Source organism: Bradyrhizobium sp. USDA 3315 (assembly GCF_054056795.1).
In genome coordinates, this window is record NZ_JBSRYP010000001.1 from 7,457,059 (window position 1) to 7,472,655 (window position 15,597).

Consider the following 15,597-nt stretch of genomic DNA (forward strand, 5'->3'; position numbering starts at 1 on the left):
CTAGCGGCGCGCCCTTCCGGCGCGCTTTCCCTCGAACAGCGCACGCTCCGAGGCGAGCGCCCTGGCGAGAAAATCGAGCGTCGCGCGGATGCGCGCGGTGCGCTTGAGATCGTCATGCGTCAATAACCACAGCGCCGAGCGCGGCTCCGCCAGTGCTTTCGGCGTCAGGCGGCGCAGCGTGGGCGCGAGATCGCCGACATAGCAGGGCAGCAAGGCAAGCCCCAATCCCGCCGCAGCAGCATCGCGCAGCGCCGGAAGCGCATCGACCCGGCAGGTGATCCGCACCGAACGCACGTTCTCGCGCATCCAGCCGGCGATGACGGTCCCCGCCAGCGCATCGTCGAGCCCGATCCAGTCGTGCACCGACAGATCCCCGTCGACGCGGCGGGCGAGATAGGCGCGCGATCCGTAGACCGCATGGGCAATATCGGCAATGCGCCGTCCGACCAGCAATTCGGATGGCGCCGGCGTCGGCCGGATCGCGATCTCGGCCTCGCGGCGCGTCAGGTTCGCCATCGCATTCGAGATGATGATCTCCGGCTGGATCTCCGGATGCGCGGCGCGCATCGCCGGCAGATGCCGCATCAGCACCGCGCCGAGCGTGTCCGTCGTCGTGATCCGCACCGGCCCCGACGGCCTGAGGTCCTGCCCCGCCAGCTTGCGCTCGAGCGCAAGCACTTCGTCCTCCAGCCGGGCTGCCGACGCCGCCGCGATCTCGCCCGCCGGCGTCGGCGCGTAGCCGTCGCGGAAGCGCTCGAACAGCCGCGTTCCGATCGCATCCTCGATCGTGGCGAGCCGGCGAAACACGGTGGAATGCGTGACGCCGAGCCGGCGCGCCGCCCCCGAGAGGCTGCCTTCCCGCGCAACCGCAAGGACAAGGCGAAGGTCATTCCAGTCAAGCGGGCTGTTCATTTTTGCAAACTCAATTGGCAGAGTTGGCGAATACCTTATCACGGACAAACAGGCCATCTTCCCGAAAAGTTCGGCCGACGGGCGCACCTCGTGTGCCGCGCTGGCAACGCAGAGGAGCTGGCAGGTGACAAGCGAGACTACCGAGACGTTGCAATTGCACGACACGCGGCCCTCGGCGATCGATCCGCGGCGATGGCTGGCGCTGCCGGTGCTGCTCACCGGCGCCTTCCTGCCGATCCTCGACTTCAACGTCGTCAACCTCGCACTGCCGGTCATTCGCGACAATCTCGGCGCCAGCCCGAGCGAGGTGCAGTTCGTGATCTCGGCCTATGCCGCGACCTATGCGGTCTTCCTGATCACCGGCGGCAGGCTCGGCGATCTCCTGGGGCGGCGGCGGATGTTCCTGACCGGCGTCGCCGGCTTCACGATCGCATCCGTGCTGTGCGGCATCGCGTGGTCACCGGCCATGCTGGTCGCCGGACGAATCCTGCAGGGCCTGACCGCGACCGTGATGGCGCCGCAGGTGCTCGCCTCGATCCGCGTGCTGTTTCCGGCGGCCGAACAGGGCCGCGCGCTCGGCTTCTATGGCGCGACCTTCGGCCTTGCTAATATCTGCGGCAAGCTGCTGGGCGGCGTGCTCGTCTCGGCGCATCCGTTCGGACTGGCCTGGCAGGCGATCTTCCTGATCAACGTGCCGATCGGCCTCGCCGCCTTCGTCTGCGGCCTGCTGTTCTTGACCGACTCGCGCGCCGCGCACGCGCAGCGGCTCGACGTCGGCGGCGTCATCCTGCTGTCGCTCACGCTCGGCCTTCTGATCTATCCGCTGATCGAGGGCCGGGAATCCGGCTGGCCTATCTGGATCGTCGCGATGCTGTTGGCCTCTCCGCTGATGCTCGACGCTTTCGTCCGCTTCGAGGCGCGCCTCGAAGCCCGTGGCGGCGATCCGCTGGTCGCGCCGCATCTGCTGCGCAACAGCGATTTCGTGATCGGGCTGGTGATGGCGCTCGCCTTCTACATGCTGTCGTCGTTCTATTTGACCTTCGCGGTCTACCTGCAAAGTGGCCTGCACCAATCTCCGTTGGAGGCCGGCCTTGCCACCCTGCCCTTTGCCGCCGGCTTCTTCGTCAGCTCGCTGGTATCATCGCTGGTGATGCAATGGCTCGGTGCCCGCACGCTGACGCTGGGCTTTGCGCTCCAGGTCACAGGCTTCGGTGTCGTGATGCTGTCGGTCGGTGGCGCGCTTCCGCAAAGCCTCGAATTCGGCCTGATCTGCGGCGGGCTCGGCTTCGGCACCGTGATGCCCTCGGTGATCAAGGCTGTGATCGGCAGCATCGATCCACGCCATGCCGGGCTGGCATCGGGGATGATGATCTCGACCTTCCAGATCGGCGCCGCACTCGGCGTCGCGATTATCGGCGGCGTCTTCTACAGCCTGCTCGGGCCGCATCCGCAGGCCGACGACTACGCGCACGCCTTCACGATCGCGCTCGGCTGCAATGTCGCGCTGCTGGCGCTCGGCGGCTGGCTGTCGCTGTGGCTGCCGCGCCAGCCGGCGGCGGGTTGAGATCGACACCGCCGACGCGGCTATTGCTTCGCGGCCGCGAGCGGCGGCGGAAACAGCAGCTTGAGCAGGATGGCGGCAAGCAGCGTCACCAGGGCGAGACCGGTGGAGAGATAGAGCGCGCTCGCATCGCCGAACCGGTCGATCACGATTGCATAGATCAGCGGCGCCGCCGCCGGCAGGATGAAGCTCGGGACAATGAGCCGGCCGACCAGCGTGCCATAGCTGCGATGATCGAACAGGATGAGCGGCAGCGTTCCCCTGGTGATGGTCAGAATGCCGTTGCAGGCGCCGTAGAGCAGCGCAAACGCAATCCCCATCTCCCGCGCCGATCCGCTGAACAGGCCGGCGATGAAGGAGAGCGGCATGATCAGGCAGGCCATCAGGTTGAGCGCAAGCGGATCGATCCGGACGCCGAACAGGACTTCGCAGAGGCGCGCGGCGGATTGCCCGATCCCCCGCAGCGTTGCGATCCAGACCGCAACGGTGACGGTAAGCCCGAGGCCGGTGAGCACCGCAATCATGTGCGCGGACATGCCGGCGTTCAAAAAGTTCGCGCCGGTCATGGTCACGGCATAGAGCCCGCTCGCCGCTGCAAGCTGCCGCCGCCCCACCGCGCGCGGTTGCCTTGATGCCACCGCAGAGCCCGGCACGCCGGCAAATCGCTGGTTCGGAATCAGCAGATGCAGCGGGATCGTCAATAGCGCAATGCCGGCATAGACCAGCACCGCGATGCGCCAGCCGAAATGGTCCGAGAGCGCATGGCCGAGCGGCCAGAACACGGTGGCGGCCAAGCCACCAAGCAAGGTGATCCCGGACATCGCACGGCGCGCCTCCGGCCCGCCGATCCGGGCCAGCGCCGCGAAGGCGGCATCGTACAGCGTCAGCCGCATGCCGAGGCCAAGAACGATCCAGGATGCGAAATAGCTGCCGATCTGGTGCGAGACCGCGAGGCCGGCGCAGCCGAGCGCATTGATCGCGGCGCCCGCGACCATGACCTGCCGGCCGCCGCTTCTGTCCACCCACCTGCCCGCAAGGGGCGACGTCACGCCCATCACCAAGAGCGCCGCGGCAAATCCGCCGTAGACGATGTCGCGGCTCCAGCCGAGATCCGCGGCGATCTGCTCGCCGAACCCGCCGACCAGATAGTAGGTCGCGCCCCACGAGATCAGTTGAGCCAGCCCGAGGGCAATCACGACCCGGCGTGCGATCACCGGGCCGTTTCCCTGTCTGACGGAAGCGTGGAAGCGCCCGGCCCCAGCGGCCGCTGCATCAGCACGGTGTCGACCCATTGCCCGAGCTTGAAGCCCACCGACCTCAACGTTCCGACCATCTCGAAGCCCATGCGACGGTGCAGCGCGATCGATCCGGCGTTGCCGCTGTTACCGATCACGGCGATCATTTGCCGCCACGGTCCCGCCTCCGACCGTTCGATCAGCGCCCGCAGCAGCGCCGCGCCGACGCGGCGGCCACGCAGGGCTTCCGACACGTAGACCGAGTCTTCAATGGTGTTGCGATAGGCCGGCCGCGGCCGGTACGCTGTCGCGTAGGAGTAGCCGGCCACCCGTCCGTCGATATCGGCCACGATATATGGCAGCCCAGCGGCCAGCACGGCGGCACGGCGCCCGAGCATCTCGTCGAGTGTCGGCGGCACTTCCTCAAAGGTTGCCAGCCCGTTGAGCACGTGGTGCGCGTAGATGCGCTGCACCTCCGCCATGTCGACCTCTGTGGCGTCGCGGATCACGGTGTCTTCGTTGTCTCTCATCCTTGCCTCGTCTAGCGGCATCATGCCCGTGCTTCGACGGCGCGTCGGTGCACGTTGCGGGCACCACGGGCTCATCTCGACATCGCTGCGCGACAGTCCGACATCCGCAAGCAGGCGATCATCGAGCTCGCGCAGCGCCTGCCGGCGGCGGATGCGCGAATGCGGCGAGACCGCAAGATAGCGCCCTAGCTCGACGATGACACCGCCAATGGACTTGAGGCCGGACAATGCCTGCTCCCGGTCTGCCGAAGCCGTCGCTTGCCGGACTATGCGCCCCGCCGTTATATAAGTGAAGCTTTGACAGCTTATGCGCGGTATAAGAGATACTTTGATGAAGAACCTCAACCTCGATTATCTCGAAAGCTTCGCTGTCGTGATCGACTGCGGCAGCTTCTCGGCGGCGGCCGAGCGGTTGCAACTCACGCAGCCCGCGGTGAGCCTGCAGGTGCGCCAGCTCGAGCGCAGCCTGAATGCGACCTTGATCGAGCGGGTCGGACGCAAGGCCAGACCGACCGCCGCCGGCGTCGCGCTGCTCTCCCATGCGCGTCAGATCAATGCGGCGGTGGCATCGGCGGTCGACGCCGTTGCACAGCAGACGACGGGAACGGCAGGCCGCGTGCGGCTCGGCACTGGTGCGACCGCGTGCATCTTCCTGCTGCCGCCGATCTTAAAAGAGTTACGGGCCGCGCTGCCCTCGCTGGAGATCACGGTCACGACCGGCAACACCGCGGAGATCGCAAGGGCGGTCGAGGAAAACACCATCGACATCGCGCTCGTCACGCTGCCGGTGTCGGGACGCAGCTTCGAGATCACGCCGGTCATGAACGACGAGTTCGTGCTGATCGCGCCCCGCGACATGCAACTGCCGGCGCGGATCACGCCGGAGGTGCTGGCGACCAGGCCGGTGCTGCTGTTCGAGCCGGGCGGCAACACCAGGCGCACCGCGGACGAGTGGCTGGCCCGCGGCGGCGTGTCGTTGAAGCCGTTGATGTCGCTCGGCAGCGTCGAGGCGATCAAGGAGATGGTGCGCGCCGGGCTGGGCTGTGCGGTGCTGCCCGGCATGGCCGTCCCCGCCAGGACCAAGCAGCGCGACCTGGTCGTCCGGTCGCTGTCACCAAAGCTCTACCGCCGGCTCGCGGTGGTGATCCGCCGCGACAAGCGCCTCGATCGCGGGCTGCGGCAGACCTTGTCGGCGCTGAAGGCACTCTCGGCCAAGGACAATGGCCGCTAGGCGGTGTGGACTCTAAGGATTCCCTTTTAGGAGCAAATCAGATTCAAGGCTGCTTTTGGGAGGCAGTCTTGGGTGTGATGGATCGTCTGGTGTTGAGCGATGCGGCTTGGGAGCGGATGGCGCCGCTGATCATAGGCCGGCCTGACCAGAAGGGCTCGACCGGGCGCGACAATCGGATGTTCGTGGAAGGTGTGCTGTGGATCGTTCGCACGGGCTCTCCCTGGCGTGATCTTCCGGAAGCGTTCGGGGATTGGAACAGCGCGTTCCGGCGCTTCAGCCGATGGAGTGCCAAAGGCGTCTGGTGGCGGATCTTCGAGGCAATGTCCGACGATCCGGACTTCGAATATCTGATTGTCGATTCCACCATTGTTCGAGCCCATCAGCATGCTGCCGGGGCCAAAAAAGGGGGTCTGAAGATCAGGCGCTTGGCCGTTCGCGCGGCGGCCTGAGCACCAAGATACATATGGCCGTTCGCGGCTTGGGATGTCCGGTACGGTTCACGATCACCGCAGGCCAGAAGGGCGATGCACCGCAAGCCGCCACATTGATCGAGGGATTGCCTGCCGAGGTTTTCATGGCCGATACGGCTTATGACGCCGATCACCTGCGCCAGGACATTGCAGCCAAGGGCGCGCTCGCCGTCATCCCCAACAACCCGTCACGCGCGCTCAAGTATCCGCTCGACAAGCATCTCTATGCCCAGCGCCATCTCGTCGAATGCTGCTTCTCAAAGCTCAAGCAATTCCGCCGCGTCGCAACCCGCTTCGAAAAGACCGCCCGAAATTACCTTGCCGTCATCACTCTCGCAGCCATCGTCCTATGGCTGCGATAACTGTCCACACCGCCTAGAGCGTCGAGCGAGGCGGACGCCGGTCCGCGTCAAGAAAGCAGGCATGACAAGGAGCGGGAGCTTCGGTTCTGATCCAATCAAAACCGAAGCCCTCGGAAGCACGCCGCGCGTTCTCCCCGTTCTACCCCTTACGTCGCTTTGCGCTCCTGCTCCGCGATCTTGCGGAACGCGGCCTCGCCGGCATCGGTCACCGCCGCCCATTTTGCGTTCGGCGTGGCCTCGGCGTCGTAATTGTCGTGCCAGTTCCACCATTTGTAGGTCGGGCTCTGCGGATAACCCTTCGGCGAGTCCTCCCAGAGTTCCTGGCGGCCGAGCGGCGTGATGTCGAGATAGCTCCACACCGTACCCATCGCCTCGTCGCCGCGGCTGTTGACGAAATAGGTGCGGAAGATCCGCTCGCCGTCGCGGATGAAGACGTTGTGGCCGTGCCACTCGGCAACGCCGAAGTCGGTGTCAAAACTGTCGGTGATCGTGTACCACGGCATGTCCCACTCCATCCGCGCCTTCAGCCGCGCGATGTCGGCCTGCGGCGCGCGCGAGGCGTAAGCCAGCGTGGTGTCGCGCTGGTTCAGATGGGAGAGGTGACTGACCTGATCGGCGCCGAGCGAACAGCCGCGGCAGCCATGGTCCGGCCAGCCGAACACGCCGGGCTCGAAGAAGGCGCGGTAGATGATCAGCTGCCGGCGGCCCTCGAACAGGTCGAGCAGGCTCGCCTTTCCGTTCGGTCCTTCGAAGACATACGGCTTCTCGACCGCCATCCAGGGCATCCGCCGCCGCTCCGCCGCAAGCGCGTCGCGTGCCCGCACCTGGGCCTTTTCCTTCACCAGCATCTCCAGGCGCGCCGCCTCCCACGCCTCCCGTGACACCACCGGCGGCGTCTGCATCGCTGCCAGTCCGCCGCGATCGTTTTCAGATGATTTATTCATGATGGTCTCTCCATCTCCGATTTGGACGAACTCCGCTCCCCGAGCGCGGTTCCAGCGCCGGCGGCCGTTCGTCATTGGCCATGCCGCAATCTGGCTCGGCAGTGCTGGCGAGCGGGAGTGACAAGTGTGTCGGGATTTTTCGCGCAGGTGGTCAGACCGCATCACCATGTTTGTGATATGCTTGCACTTTGCAATTAACTATGCGAGCCTCGCCGGCATGAAGCAAACCGCTGCCCCCGCGTTCGATGATGGCCTCAAGCTAAGCGCATGGCTGCCCTACCGCCTGTTCCTGGTCGCGGCGCAGGTCGCCCGCCCGCTCGAGCGCTTCTACGGCGAGACGTTCGGATTGAGCCAGGCGGGCTGGCGCATCCTCGCCGTCATCGCCGAGCGCGACGCGGCCAACGCCTCCGAGATCGGCCGCGCCTGCGCGCTCGATCCGTTCGCGGTCAGCCGCGGCATCGGCCAGCTCACAGAGCTCGGCTTCGCGGTGCGACGCTCCGGCAAGTCCGACCGACGCTTCGCCGCCGTCAGCATCACCCGCAGCGGCCGGGCCGCGTTCAACCGGATCGCCGCACTCGGCAGCGCGATCGAGGCGCGGCTGCTGGCGCGGCTCTCGGAGAGCGAGCGAACAATACTCGACTCCGCCCTCACCCGGCTTGAGGGAGAAAGCGCGCGGATCGACGCCGACGGCTGGCGCGCACTGCGCGATGACGCCGGCGCGCCATGACGGCCCTGCTGTTCGCAGTGACCGCGCTGCTCTGGGGCGGCGGCGCGCTGGCAACGGCAATGCAGGCCGGCGTGACGCCCGCGCCGTGGTCGGTCGCGCTGCGCATGGTGCTCGCGGGCGTCATCCTGCTCGGCTACAGCCGGATGCGCGGCGTGCCGCTTGCGATCCCGCGCAAGGACCGGCCGGCGGTCGCGTTGCAGGGCCTGCTGTTCTTCGCCATTGCCTTCATCGCCTTCTATGAGGCGACCGCACGCATGCCGAGCGGGCTTGCGGCACTCGTGCTGTCGACATCGTCGCTGTTCGCGGCCGTGATCGCGCGTGCCGCACTCGGCGTGCCGATCTCTTCCGGATTCGTGTGGGGCGCGCTGTGCGGCATCCTCGGACTGGCGATCATCTTCCTGCCCGGTGCCGCCGCGCAGGGAGTCGCACCGCTTGCGGGATTCGCCTGGGCGCTCACCGCGGCCATCGCAACCGGCGCCGGGACAACGGTCGGTGCGCGCAACCAGCGCGCCGGACTGCCTGTCGCCTCCGTGCTCGGCTGGGGCGCGTTCGTCGGCGCGGCGGCGAGCGCGCTGTGGGCCGTCGCGACGGGCACGCCGTTTGTAGCCGACATTTCGCCCTCCTACGTGGCGAGCTTCCTCTATCTCGCGATCGCCGCGTCCTGCATCACCTTCATGCTCTATTTCGAGCTGGTGCGCCGGCTCGGTCCCGGCCGCGCGGCCTATACGCTCGTGCTGGTGCCGCTCGTCGCGCTCGTGCTGTCCGCGCTGTTCGAGCACCTTGCGCTGGGCTGGCCGGTGCTCGCCGGCGCCGCCGCGATCCTTGCCGGCAACGTGCTGGTGCTGGCGCGCGCTTGACCGGCTCGTCGGCGCACAGCCAGAGGCATGCGGCAAGTTGTCCCGCGCCGGCGATCGCCGGCCAGTCAACCTCTTATTTCCCGATCGCATTAATCGGACGTTGTCCGGCTCGCATATAAAGAAGCAACCCGGGACGACGAGGCGGCTTCGCAGGGTTACCCGATCGTGAATTCCATCCGCAGAATCGGCAACACCGAGTACTTCGCAATCCAGGTCGACGGCCAGGATGACTGGATCATGCGTCCTGCCCTCGGCCAGCGGCCCGCGCGGAATGCCGGGCTGCTGCCGGATGGCATCGCCTGGTTCTTCAACACCGACGCTGGATTCATCTTCTATGATCTCGCGCATCGCCAACTCGTCGATCGGCTGCAAACGCCCTGGGCCCGCGGCCACGACGGAAAGGACGCGCGCGACGATTATCTGAGTTACGGATTTCTCCAGAGCAAGGATGGCCGGTTCGTCTATCTCCTGCTTTATCACGCCGCGAACGCGACTGACCTGCATGTCATCGACCTCGAGCGCAGGGCGATCGTCCGCTCGGTTCTGGACATGCCGAGCGGCAACTCGCTGTGCCCGCCGGTTCTGGACCAGGCTGGCCGGATTCTGGTTTCGGCGTTCCGGCACGACAATGGAATTATCGCGCTGCTGCTGCGCATCGATCCTCAGACGGGCCATCACGAGGTGTCGAGCTGCGAGGGATCGCGGGCGAGGTCGTTCCTGATCCGCTCGAGCCCATGCGGCCGCTATTGGTTGCGCGCCGACAACTCCCGCCTTCCAATGCTCACCGAGGAGGCCTCACTCGTCTCGCGAATGCTGGGCAGAGACACCACAGCGCAGCGGGAGTATTTCAGCTTTGCCGTCGAGATCTGGCAGGCGTTTCCGCTGCGGCGGTTGCATTCCGTCGCGCCGATGTGGATGCAGGCGGAAGGGCTGCCCGACAACGGCCACATCGACTACGACCGGCGCAAGCAAGGATTGCCGCCGCAGCGCGGCGGGATCTACCGCACGGTGTCGCAGTTGCTGGATCAGGAGGGCTCGCTCACGACCAACCGGATCAGCGCGACATCGCATCCCGGTCTGTGGCCGGATCCGAACGGCCACTACGCCAATGTCAGCAGCAATCTGCGCGACTTCGAACTCTCCGAGCGCGACGTGATCGGCTGGCAAGGCGATGGCCAGGCCTTCTGGTTGAAGCGGCAAGACTTCGTCGCCTGTGTCGGCGTGGACGGTACGGTCTCGCCCAAGATCATGCTGGAACGGTTCGGGATGGACAGCCGCCCCTGGCTGGTCAACGCTCGCGGTTGGTCGGAGGCGACGCCCCTGCCGGACCGTCGCCTCGATATGCGGTTCACGGAGGGGATGGTGACGGTCTCCGGCGCGCCAGGCGATCCGGTACACCGCGTCCGGGCGGTGCCCGTAACCGAGGATCATTTCAGGCCCGCGCCTCCCGAGCCGCAAGACGAGGACAAGGATGCCGCGCTCGCCAAGAAGGCCGAGACGCTCGCCAAGCGGTTCAGCACCTACGCCGTCGATCTCGCCTCGATGAGCGAGCCCGATTGTATCGCGGCCATCGATGCGCTCACGGCGCAGATCGGTCCCGATATCAACGAGCGTCCCTACGACAACCACCTGCAGGCGGTGTTCCGTTGCGATGGCAAGCGGCTCAACGAGAAGAAGTTCTTCACGCATGTCGCGAAGCACTGCCCCGGCGCCGCGCCTGCGATCCGAAGGCTGATCGACGCGGTATGCACGCACATCGGACCGCATGCCAACGCCTGGTACGATCCTTACGGAGACGAGATTCCGACCGCGCTGTTCGGCTACGCCGCATGGTGCCTCGCGCGCCTGGACAAAACGAGCAACGATGTCCTGCTGCGCTACTACGGGCTGGTCGATACCGACCACGAGAACTTCTTTTTCGAGAAGATCGCTCCGTTGATGCTGGAGAACGCAGGCGACGCGAGTGCTCGCCTGGAGCTCGCGGAAGGGTTCTATTTCGGTGATCTCGGCAATGCCATCGATCACTCGGCGCTCTGGCGAATGGCGAAGATGGCCGAGCATGCGGCGAGCCTGATGACGGCGAAGCAATATGCGGCGCGATTGCTGGCGCGCGCAGCCGCGACCTCCGCCGCGCGATCGAAGTCGGAGTTCGGGTATTATTGTTTCGACAATCTCGCGCGGTTCCTGACGGATCCTTCGCAATGGGAAACAGAGCTGCTGCAAGAACTTCGGCAAGCGGCGAGCGATCTCGCGCCCCAATAGCGCCGCGGCAGATGAGAATATCGCGCCGGCATGTCACATTCGCCGTTCCTCGTTCGTCATGATGTCGTCAACCAACCCAGGGAAACCGACCATGACTGTCAGACTTGATCCGCTCGCCGCCGCCCCCAAGATCATGAAGATCTGGTTCGACGCGTCGGTTGCGATCTCCTCCAGCCTCGAGCCGAAGCTCGCCGAGCTCGTGAAGATCCGCGCCTCGGAGATCAACGGCTGCGCCAATTGCATCAATTTGCACACGACATTTGCCCGCGATGAGGGTGAGACCGAGCAGCGCATCTACCTGCTGTCGGCCTGGCGCGAAGCGCCCTGCTACACCGATCGCGAGCGCGCCGCGCTCGGCTGGACCGAGGCCCTGACGCGGATCTGCGAGCAGCATACCCACGTCGCAGCCTACGAGACGCTGAAGGCGCATTTCACGCCGGAGGAGCAGGTCAAGGTGACCTTGCTGATCAACATCATCAACGGCTGGAACCGGATCGCGGTCGGCTTTGGCGGCTTCGTCGATCCGCACGTGATCAAGGCCAGGACGGCCGCGGCGTGACCGCGGAAACGGCACGAGACGACGCAGCGGCTGACTTCGCGCCGCTGCGTCCCAGGCTGATGCGCGTCGCCTATCGCATGGCCTCTGCACTAGGCGGCAGGGCTCCGTTCGGTCTGGATCGCCGGCCGATTGACGCGGCGACGATATCTGACTAAAGTCAGATATATGCTCGACCCCGTGTCCCGCGTCCGTCGCTTCAACCGTGCCGTGACCTCCGCCGTCGGCGCGCTCGACACCTCGTTCCTCGGGCGCGGCCGGCCGCTCGGCGCGGCGCGCGTGCTGAACGCGATCGGACACGGCCGCGCCGATGTCGGCGAGATCAGGGATTATCTCGGGCTCGATTCCGGCCTGATGAGCCGCCTGCTGCGCAGCCTCGAGGACGAAGGCCTGATCGAGACCACGGCGCATGGCGACGATGCGCGCCGCCGCATCGCACGGCTGACGGCGGCGGGTAGGCGCGAGTTCAACGCCTATGAGGCGATCTCCAACCGGCAGGCCAAGGACTTTCTCACCCACCACAGCCAACGCGAGGCGCTGCTGGCGGCGATGGACCTGATCGCATCGGCGCTCGGCCGCGACGGCACCGCCCTCGATGAGATGGATCCGCGCAGCGACGAGGCGCGCTACTGCCTCGGCGAATATTACGCCGAACTGGCGCGGCGATTCGAGAAAGGCTTTGACGTCAAGCTGTCGCGCGACCCTGAGGCCAAGGACATGGTGCGCCCACGCGGCAGCTTCATCGTGGCGATGTCGGACGGCCTGCCGATCGGCTGTGTCGGGCTGAAGGGCAGCGGCGGCGAGTTCGCCGAGATCAAGCGGCTCTGGGTCGCACCTGGCGCGCGCAGCCTCGGCCTTGGCCGCCGCCTGATGGACGCAGCCGAGCAGGCCGCACGCGAGCTCGGCATCGCGGTGTTGCGGCTCGACACCAACAGCGCGCTGCCGGAAGCCGGCCAGCTCTATCGCAGGACGGGCTGGACCGAGATCCCGCGCTTCAACGACGACCCCTACCCCGATCTGTTCTTCGAAAAGCATCTCTGAACGGCGCGCCGCACGCGGTGCCCGGGATCAGCATGTTGTCCGGCGCGATGCACTGGCCTAAGACACGGGCATGACCATTCGCCCCATCGTGCGCTATCCCGATCCGCGCCTTGCACTGCCGGCCGAGCCGGTGACCATGTTCGACGAGGCGCTGCGCGAACTGGCGCAGGACCTGCTCGAGACCATGCGCGCGGCGCCCGGCATCGGCATCACCGCGCCGCATATCGGCGTATCCCTGCGCGTCGTGGTGCTCGAGCTCGATGCCAGCGAGGGCGCGCGGACCTATGTCAATCCGGAGATCATCCGGACCTCGCCCGAGATAATCCTGCACAAGGAAGGCAGCGTCTCGATGCCCGGGGTCAACGACGAGGTCGAGCGTCACGCCCGCGTCCGCATCCGCTATCAGGATCTCGACGGCAACATGCAGACCGAGGAATCCGACGGCCTGCGCGCCGTGTGCCATCAGCACGAGATCGATCAGCTCGACGGCGTGTTCTGGATCAGGCGGCTGTCCCGCATCAAGCGGGAGCGCCTGATCAAGCGCTTCGACAAAATCTCGCGGACGTGATCGTAGCCCCGCATGAGCGAAGCGACATGCGGGACAAGCCGCGATCAGCAGACGGAAAGGCCCCGGATATCGCTGCGCTCATCCGGGCTACGCGTCTTGCGCGAGCGAACCAACCTGCCTTCGTCCTACCCTCCCGCCATCAGATCCTTGGCCAGCGCCATGTAGGCCGGCAGCGTCACAGGGTCGTTGGCCGCGTTGCCGGCGGCCGGGTGCGAAGCGTAGCGCGCGATCACCATCTCGGCCTTCGGATCGATATAGAGGCCCTGGCCATAAACGCCGCGCGCCATGAAGGCGCCGTGCGCATTGTGCGTCACCCACCATTGATTGCGGTAGGATGCCCCTGGCAGCGTGGTGTAGCCGGCAGGCTTGAATTTCCCGGGATCGCCGCCGCGCGCGATGTCCTCGACCACCTGAGACGGTACGATCTGGCGGCCGTTGAAGCGGCCGTGGTTGCGGATCGTCTCGCCGAACCGGGCAAGATCGCGCAGCGTCGTCGACAATCCGCCGCCACCGCTTTCGGTGCCGATGCGATCGACGTGATAATGCGCATCCTCCTCGGCGCCCATCGGGGCCCAGATCCGCTCGGAGAGCAGGTCCGATAAGGTCATGCCGCTGGCACGGCGGCAGATCCAGGCCAGCACGTCGGTGTTGACGGTCTTGTAGGCGAACGCCTTGCCGTGCTCACCCAGCTTCTGCTGCGCGCAGAGGAAATCGAAGATATTGGTCGCGCCCTCATAGCCCGGCTCGATCGGCGCCATGCCGTTGGCGCGCCGCAGCCCCCACACGTCGGAATTCTTGTCGGTATAGACCTCGGTGTATTTGAGGCCGGTGGTCATATCCATCGCCTCGTGCACGCGGGCATCGCCGAACGCGCTTGCCTTCAGCTCCGGCACGTAATCGGTGATCGGCGCCTGCGGATCGATCTTGCCCTCCGCAATCAGGATGCCGGCGAGCGTGCCGGTGAACGATTTGGTCACCGACATCGCGATGTGCGGCTTGTGCGACCTCAGGGCGCCGAAATAGCGCTCGTAGATCAGCTTGCCCCGGTGCAGCACGGCGATGCCGTCGGCATAGGTCTCCTCGAGCATGCGCGCGAAGGTCATCGGGCGGCCGTCCATCGTCACCGATGCCGACGCGCCGATATCATGGTCTTCGCGCGGCAGCACCGACGCCGGCCCTGCCCCGCGCCAGACATTCACGGTCGGCACCAGCTGGCGGATGTTGCTCCAAGCCCAGCGCAATTCGGGGAAGCTGCGGAACGAGCCGTTCTGGAAGGTGATGGTCCTGTCCTGCGGCGGCGGAAAGCCCTGCATCCAGCCAAGCGTCTGCGGATCGGATTCGGCGGCGGTGAGATTTTGCTGTTGATTGGCGGCGGCTGCGACGGACATCAGGACTGGCTCCAGAGCTGCGAATGCGAATTTCGTATCACGCGACAGCACCAGGCACATCCCGCGTTTGCGCCGGGGTGATCGTCGCGGCGAGCGCACGCCGCAACGCAAATGGCCGCGCGCCGCACATACCGGCTCGATCGGACACCTGACTATCGAGCCCGGGCCAAATCATTCCACCACGCGGATTACCCCGCCGCCGCGCGCTCGATCGCGGCGATGTCGATGTTCTTCATCGTCATCATCGCCTCCATCGCGCGCTTGCCGGCGGCGCGGTCGGCGCTGTTGACGAGCTCAAGCAGCCGCCGCGGCGTGATCTGCCAGGCAAAGCCCCAGCGATCCCGGCACCAGCCGCATGGCAACTCCTTGCCGCCGTTGGAAGTGACCGCATTCCAGTAGCGGTCGGTCTCCTCCTGGCTGTCGGTGAGCACCATGAAACTGACCGCCTCGTTCGGCACGTAGTTCGAGCCGCCGTTCAGCCCCACGAAGCGGCGGCCGAGCACGGTGAACTCGACCGTCAGCTCCTCGCCCTGCCCGATGCCCGGTATCGGCGATTGATGGCCTGCGCCGACATGACTGTCGGGAAACGTCGCAGCATAAAACTCCGCCGCTTCGCGCGCCCGGCCCTGATCGAACCAGAGGCATGTAACGAGATCGGTCATGGCAGTCTCCTTGTTTGCGCGCAAAGGACGATTGGCGAAGACGGCAGCCGACATCGCGGCAACAGGCTGATGAAAAATATTTGCGGAACCTCGTTCGTCACAACACCCGCCTCTACACCCGATCGTCGTCCTGGCGAAAGGACCCATAACCACCGCAACTGATTGGGAACGGGATCACGGCCCCAGCGTCGCATAACAATTGAGATTTGGGGTAATGGGTCCTGGCTTTCGCCAGGACGACAGTGAGTGTGTGGCATGGCCTCCATCCCCAATCGTCGTCCCTGCGGGTTC

The 15,597-nt window shown here is 66.0% G+C and carries 15 protein-coding genes; 9 read left to right on the forward strand and 6 right to left on the reverse strand.

The features are described from left to right. Complete coding sequence (locus ACVIYL_RS35115) at positions 1 to 912, reverse strand: LysR family transcriptional regulator (RefSeq protein WP_456780697.1); 912 nt, start codon at positions 910 to 912, stop codon at positions 1 to 3. A gap of 124 nt (positions 913 to 1,036) precedes the next feature. On the opposite strand from ACVIYL_RS35115, the gene ACVIYL_RS35120 reads away from it, so the two are divergent. Continuing rightward, positions 1,037 to 2,476 carry an MFS transporter gene (locus ACVIYL_RS35120; RefSeq protein WP_456780698.1) on the forward strand — a complete coding sequence of 480 codons (1,440 nt, stop codon included), beginning with the start codon at positions 1,037 to 1,039 and terminating at the stop codon, positions 2,474 to 2,476. Between the two features lie 20 nt (positions 2,477 to 2,496). Here ACVIYL_RS35120 and ACVIYL_RS35125 read toward each other — a convergent pair whose 3' ends face one another. Together ACVIYL_RS35125 and ACVIYL_RS35130 are read right to left on the reverse strand one after the other, a co-directional pair. Continuing rightward, a complete protein-coding gene (locus tag ACVIYL_RS35125; RefSeq protein WP_253608986.1) occupies positions 2,497 to 3,687 on the reverse strand; it encodes an MFS transporter in 1,191 nt (396 codons plus the stop codon). Beyond that, positions 3,684 to 4,466 carry a GNAT family N-acetyltransferase gene (locus tag ACVIYL_RS35130; RefSeq protein WP_253608987.1) on the reverse strand — a complete coding sequence of 261 codons (783 nt, stop codon included), beginning with the start codon at positions 4,464 to 4,466 and terminating at the stop codon, positions 3,684 to 3,686. Before ACVIYL_RS35130 ends, ACVIYL_RS35125 begins: the two co-directional genes overlap by 4 nt. A 103-nt stretch (positions 4,467 to 4,569) precedes the next feature. Here ACVIYL_RS35130 and ACVIYL_RS35135 point away from each other — a divergent pair, with 103 nt between their 5' ends. Beyond that, positions 4,570 to 5,469: a LysR family transcriptional regulator gene (locus ACVIYL_RS35135; RefSeq protein WP_456780699.1), complete on the forward strand. Its 900-nt coding sequence runs from the start codon at positions 4,570 to 4,572 to the stop codon at positions 5,467 to 5,469. Positions 5,470 to 5,537: 68 nt separating this feature from the next. Beyond that, a protein-coding gene (locus tag ACVIYL_RS35140) for an IS5 family transposase (protein WP_092083899.1) occupies positions 5,538 to 6,301 on the forward strand; the annotation gives its coding sequence in 2 pieces (ribosomal slippage) (positions 5,538 to 5,873 and positions 5,876 to 6,301; 762 coding nt in all). A 146-nt stretch (positions 6,302 to 6,447) separates the two neighbouring features. Here the strand turns inward: ACVIYL_RS35140 and ACVIYL_RS35145 are convergent. After that, positions 6,448 to 7,245 (reverse strand): DUF899 domain-containing protein, encoded by a 798-nt coding sequence (locus ACVIYL_RS35145; protein ID WP_456780700.1) that lies wholly within the window; start codon positions 7,243 to 7,245, stop codon positions 6,448 to 6,450. A 217-nt stretch (positions 7,246 to 7,462) separates the two neighbouring features. Here ACVIYL_RS35145 and ACVIYL_RS35150 point away from each other — a divergent pair, with 217 nt between their 5' ends. The 6 genes from ACVIYL_RS35150 (at position 7,463) to ACVIYL_RS35175 (ending at position 13,256) form a co-directional block, all read left to right on the forward strand. Continuing rightward, on the forward strand, positions 7,463 to 7,972 hold the full coding sequence (locus ACVIYL_RS35150; protein ID WP_253608990.1) for a MarR family winged helix-turn-helix transcriptional regulator: 510 nt from the start codon (positions 7,463 to 7,465) through the stop codon (positions 7,970 to 7,972). Beyond that, positions 7,969 to 8,829, forward strand: a complete 861-nt coding sequence (locus tag ACVIYL_RS35155; RefSeq protein ID WP_456780701.1) for a DMT family transporter — start codon at positions 7,969 to 7,971, stop codon at positions 8,827 to 8,829. Before ACVIYL_RS35150 ends, ACVIYL_RS35155 begins: the two co-directional genes overlap by 4 nt. Positions 8,830 to 8,994: 165 nt before the next feature. Then, positions 8,995 to 11,091 (forward strand): YncE family protein, encoded by a 2,097-nt coding sequence (locus ACVIYL_RS35160; protein WP_253608992.1) that lies wholly within the window; start codon positions 8,995 to 8,997, stop codon positions 11,089 to 11,091. 91 nt (positions 11,092 to 11,182) lie between these two features. Further along, positions 11,183 to 11,650, forward strand: a complete 468-nt coding sequence (locus tag ACVIYL_RS35165) for a carboxymuconolactone decarboxylase family protein (RefSeq protein WP_253608993.1) — start codon at positions 11,183 to 11,185, stop codon at positions 11,648 to 11,650. A gap of 165 nt (positions 11,651 to 11,815) precedes the next feature. Beyond that, a complete protein-coding gene (locus ACVIYL_RS35170) occupies positions 11,816 to 12,688 on the forward strand; it encodes a bifunctional helix-turn-helix transcriptional regulator/GNAT family N-acetyltransferase (protein ID WP_141342111.1) in 873 nt (290 codons plus the stop codon). Between the two features lie 70 nt (positions 12,689 to 12,758). Continuing rightward, the gene (locus tag ACVIYL_RS35175) at positions 12,759 to 13,256 is read left to right on the forward strand and encodes a peptide deformylase (RefSeq protein ID WP_253608994.1); all 498 of its coding nucleotides are present in this window, start codon (positions 12,759 to 12,761) and stop codon (positions 13,254 to 13,256) included. 125 nt (positions 13,257 to 13,381) lie between these two features. Here the strand turns inward: ACVIYL_RS35175 and ACVIYL_RS35180 are convergent, their stop codons facing one another. After that, the gene (locus ACVIYL_RS35180; RefSeq protein ID WP_253608995.1) at positions 13,382 to 14,644 is read right to left on the reverse strand and encodes a serine hydrolase domain-containing protein; all 1,263 of its coding nucleotides are present in this window, start codon (positions 14,642 to 14,644) and stop codon (positions 13,382 to 13,384) included. Between the two features lie 188 nt (positions 14,645 to 14,832). Beyond that, entirely contained in the window at positions 14,833 to 15,306 is a 474-nt protein-coding gene (locus ACVIYL_RS35185) for a VOC family protein (protein WP_253608996.1), read from the reverse strand. Positions 15,307 to 15,597 lie beyond the last annotated feature (291 nt).

Bases quoted from the DNA above. Each gene is read 5' to 3' on its own strand.
- ACVIYL_RS35115 (WP_456780697.1), bottom strand. From the start codon at position 912: ATGAACAGCCCGCTTGACTGGAATGACCTTCGCCTTGTCCTTGCGGTT.
- ACVIYL_RS35135 (WP_456780699.1), top strand. From the start codon at position 4,570: ATGAAGAACCTCAACCTCGATTATCTCGAAAGCTTCGCTGTCGTGATC.
- ACVIYL_RS35145 (WP_456780700.1), bottom strand. From the start codon at position 7,245: ATGAATAAATCATCTGAAAACGATCGCGGCGGACTGGCAGCGATGCAG.
- ACVIYL_RS35150 (WP_253608990.1), top strand. From the start codon at position 7,463: ATGAAGCAAACCGCTGCCCCCGCGTTCGATGATGGCCTCAAGCTAAGC.
- ACVIYL_RS35155 (WP_456780701.1), top strand. From the start codon at position 7,969: ATGACGGCCCTGCTGTTCGCAGTGACCGCGCTGCTCTGGGGCGGCGGC.
- ACVIYL_RS35165 (WP_253608993.1), top strand. From the start codon at position 11,183: ATGACTGTCAGACTTGATCCGCTCGCCGCCGCCCCCAAGATCATGAAG.
- ACVIYL_RS35170 (WP_141342111.1), top strand. From the start codon at position 11,816: ATGCTCGACCCCGTGTCCCGCGTCCGTCGCTTCAACCGTGCCGTGACC.
- ACVIYL_RS35175 (WP_253608994.1), top strand. From the start codon at position 12,759: ATGACCATTCGCCCCATCGTGCGCTATCCCGATCCGCGCCTTGCACTG.
- ACVIYL_RS35180 (WP_253608995.1), bottom strand. From the start codon at position 14,644: ATGTCCGTCGCAGCCGCCGCCAATCAACAGCAAAATCTCACCGCCGCC.
- ACVIYL_RS35185 (WP_253608996.1), bottom strand. From the start codon at position 15,306: ATGACCGATCTCGTTACATGCCTCTGGTTCGATCAGGGCCGGGCGCGC.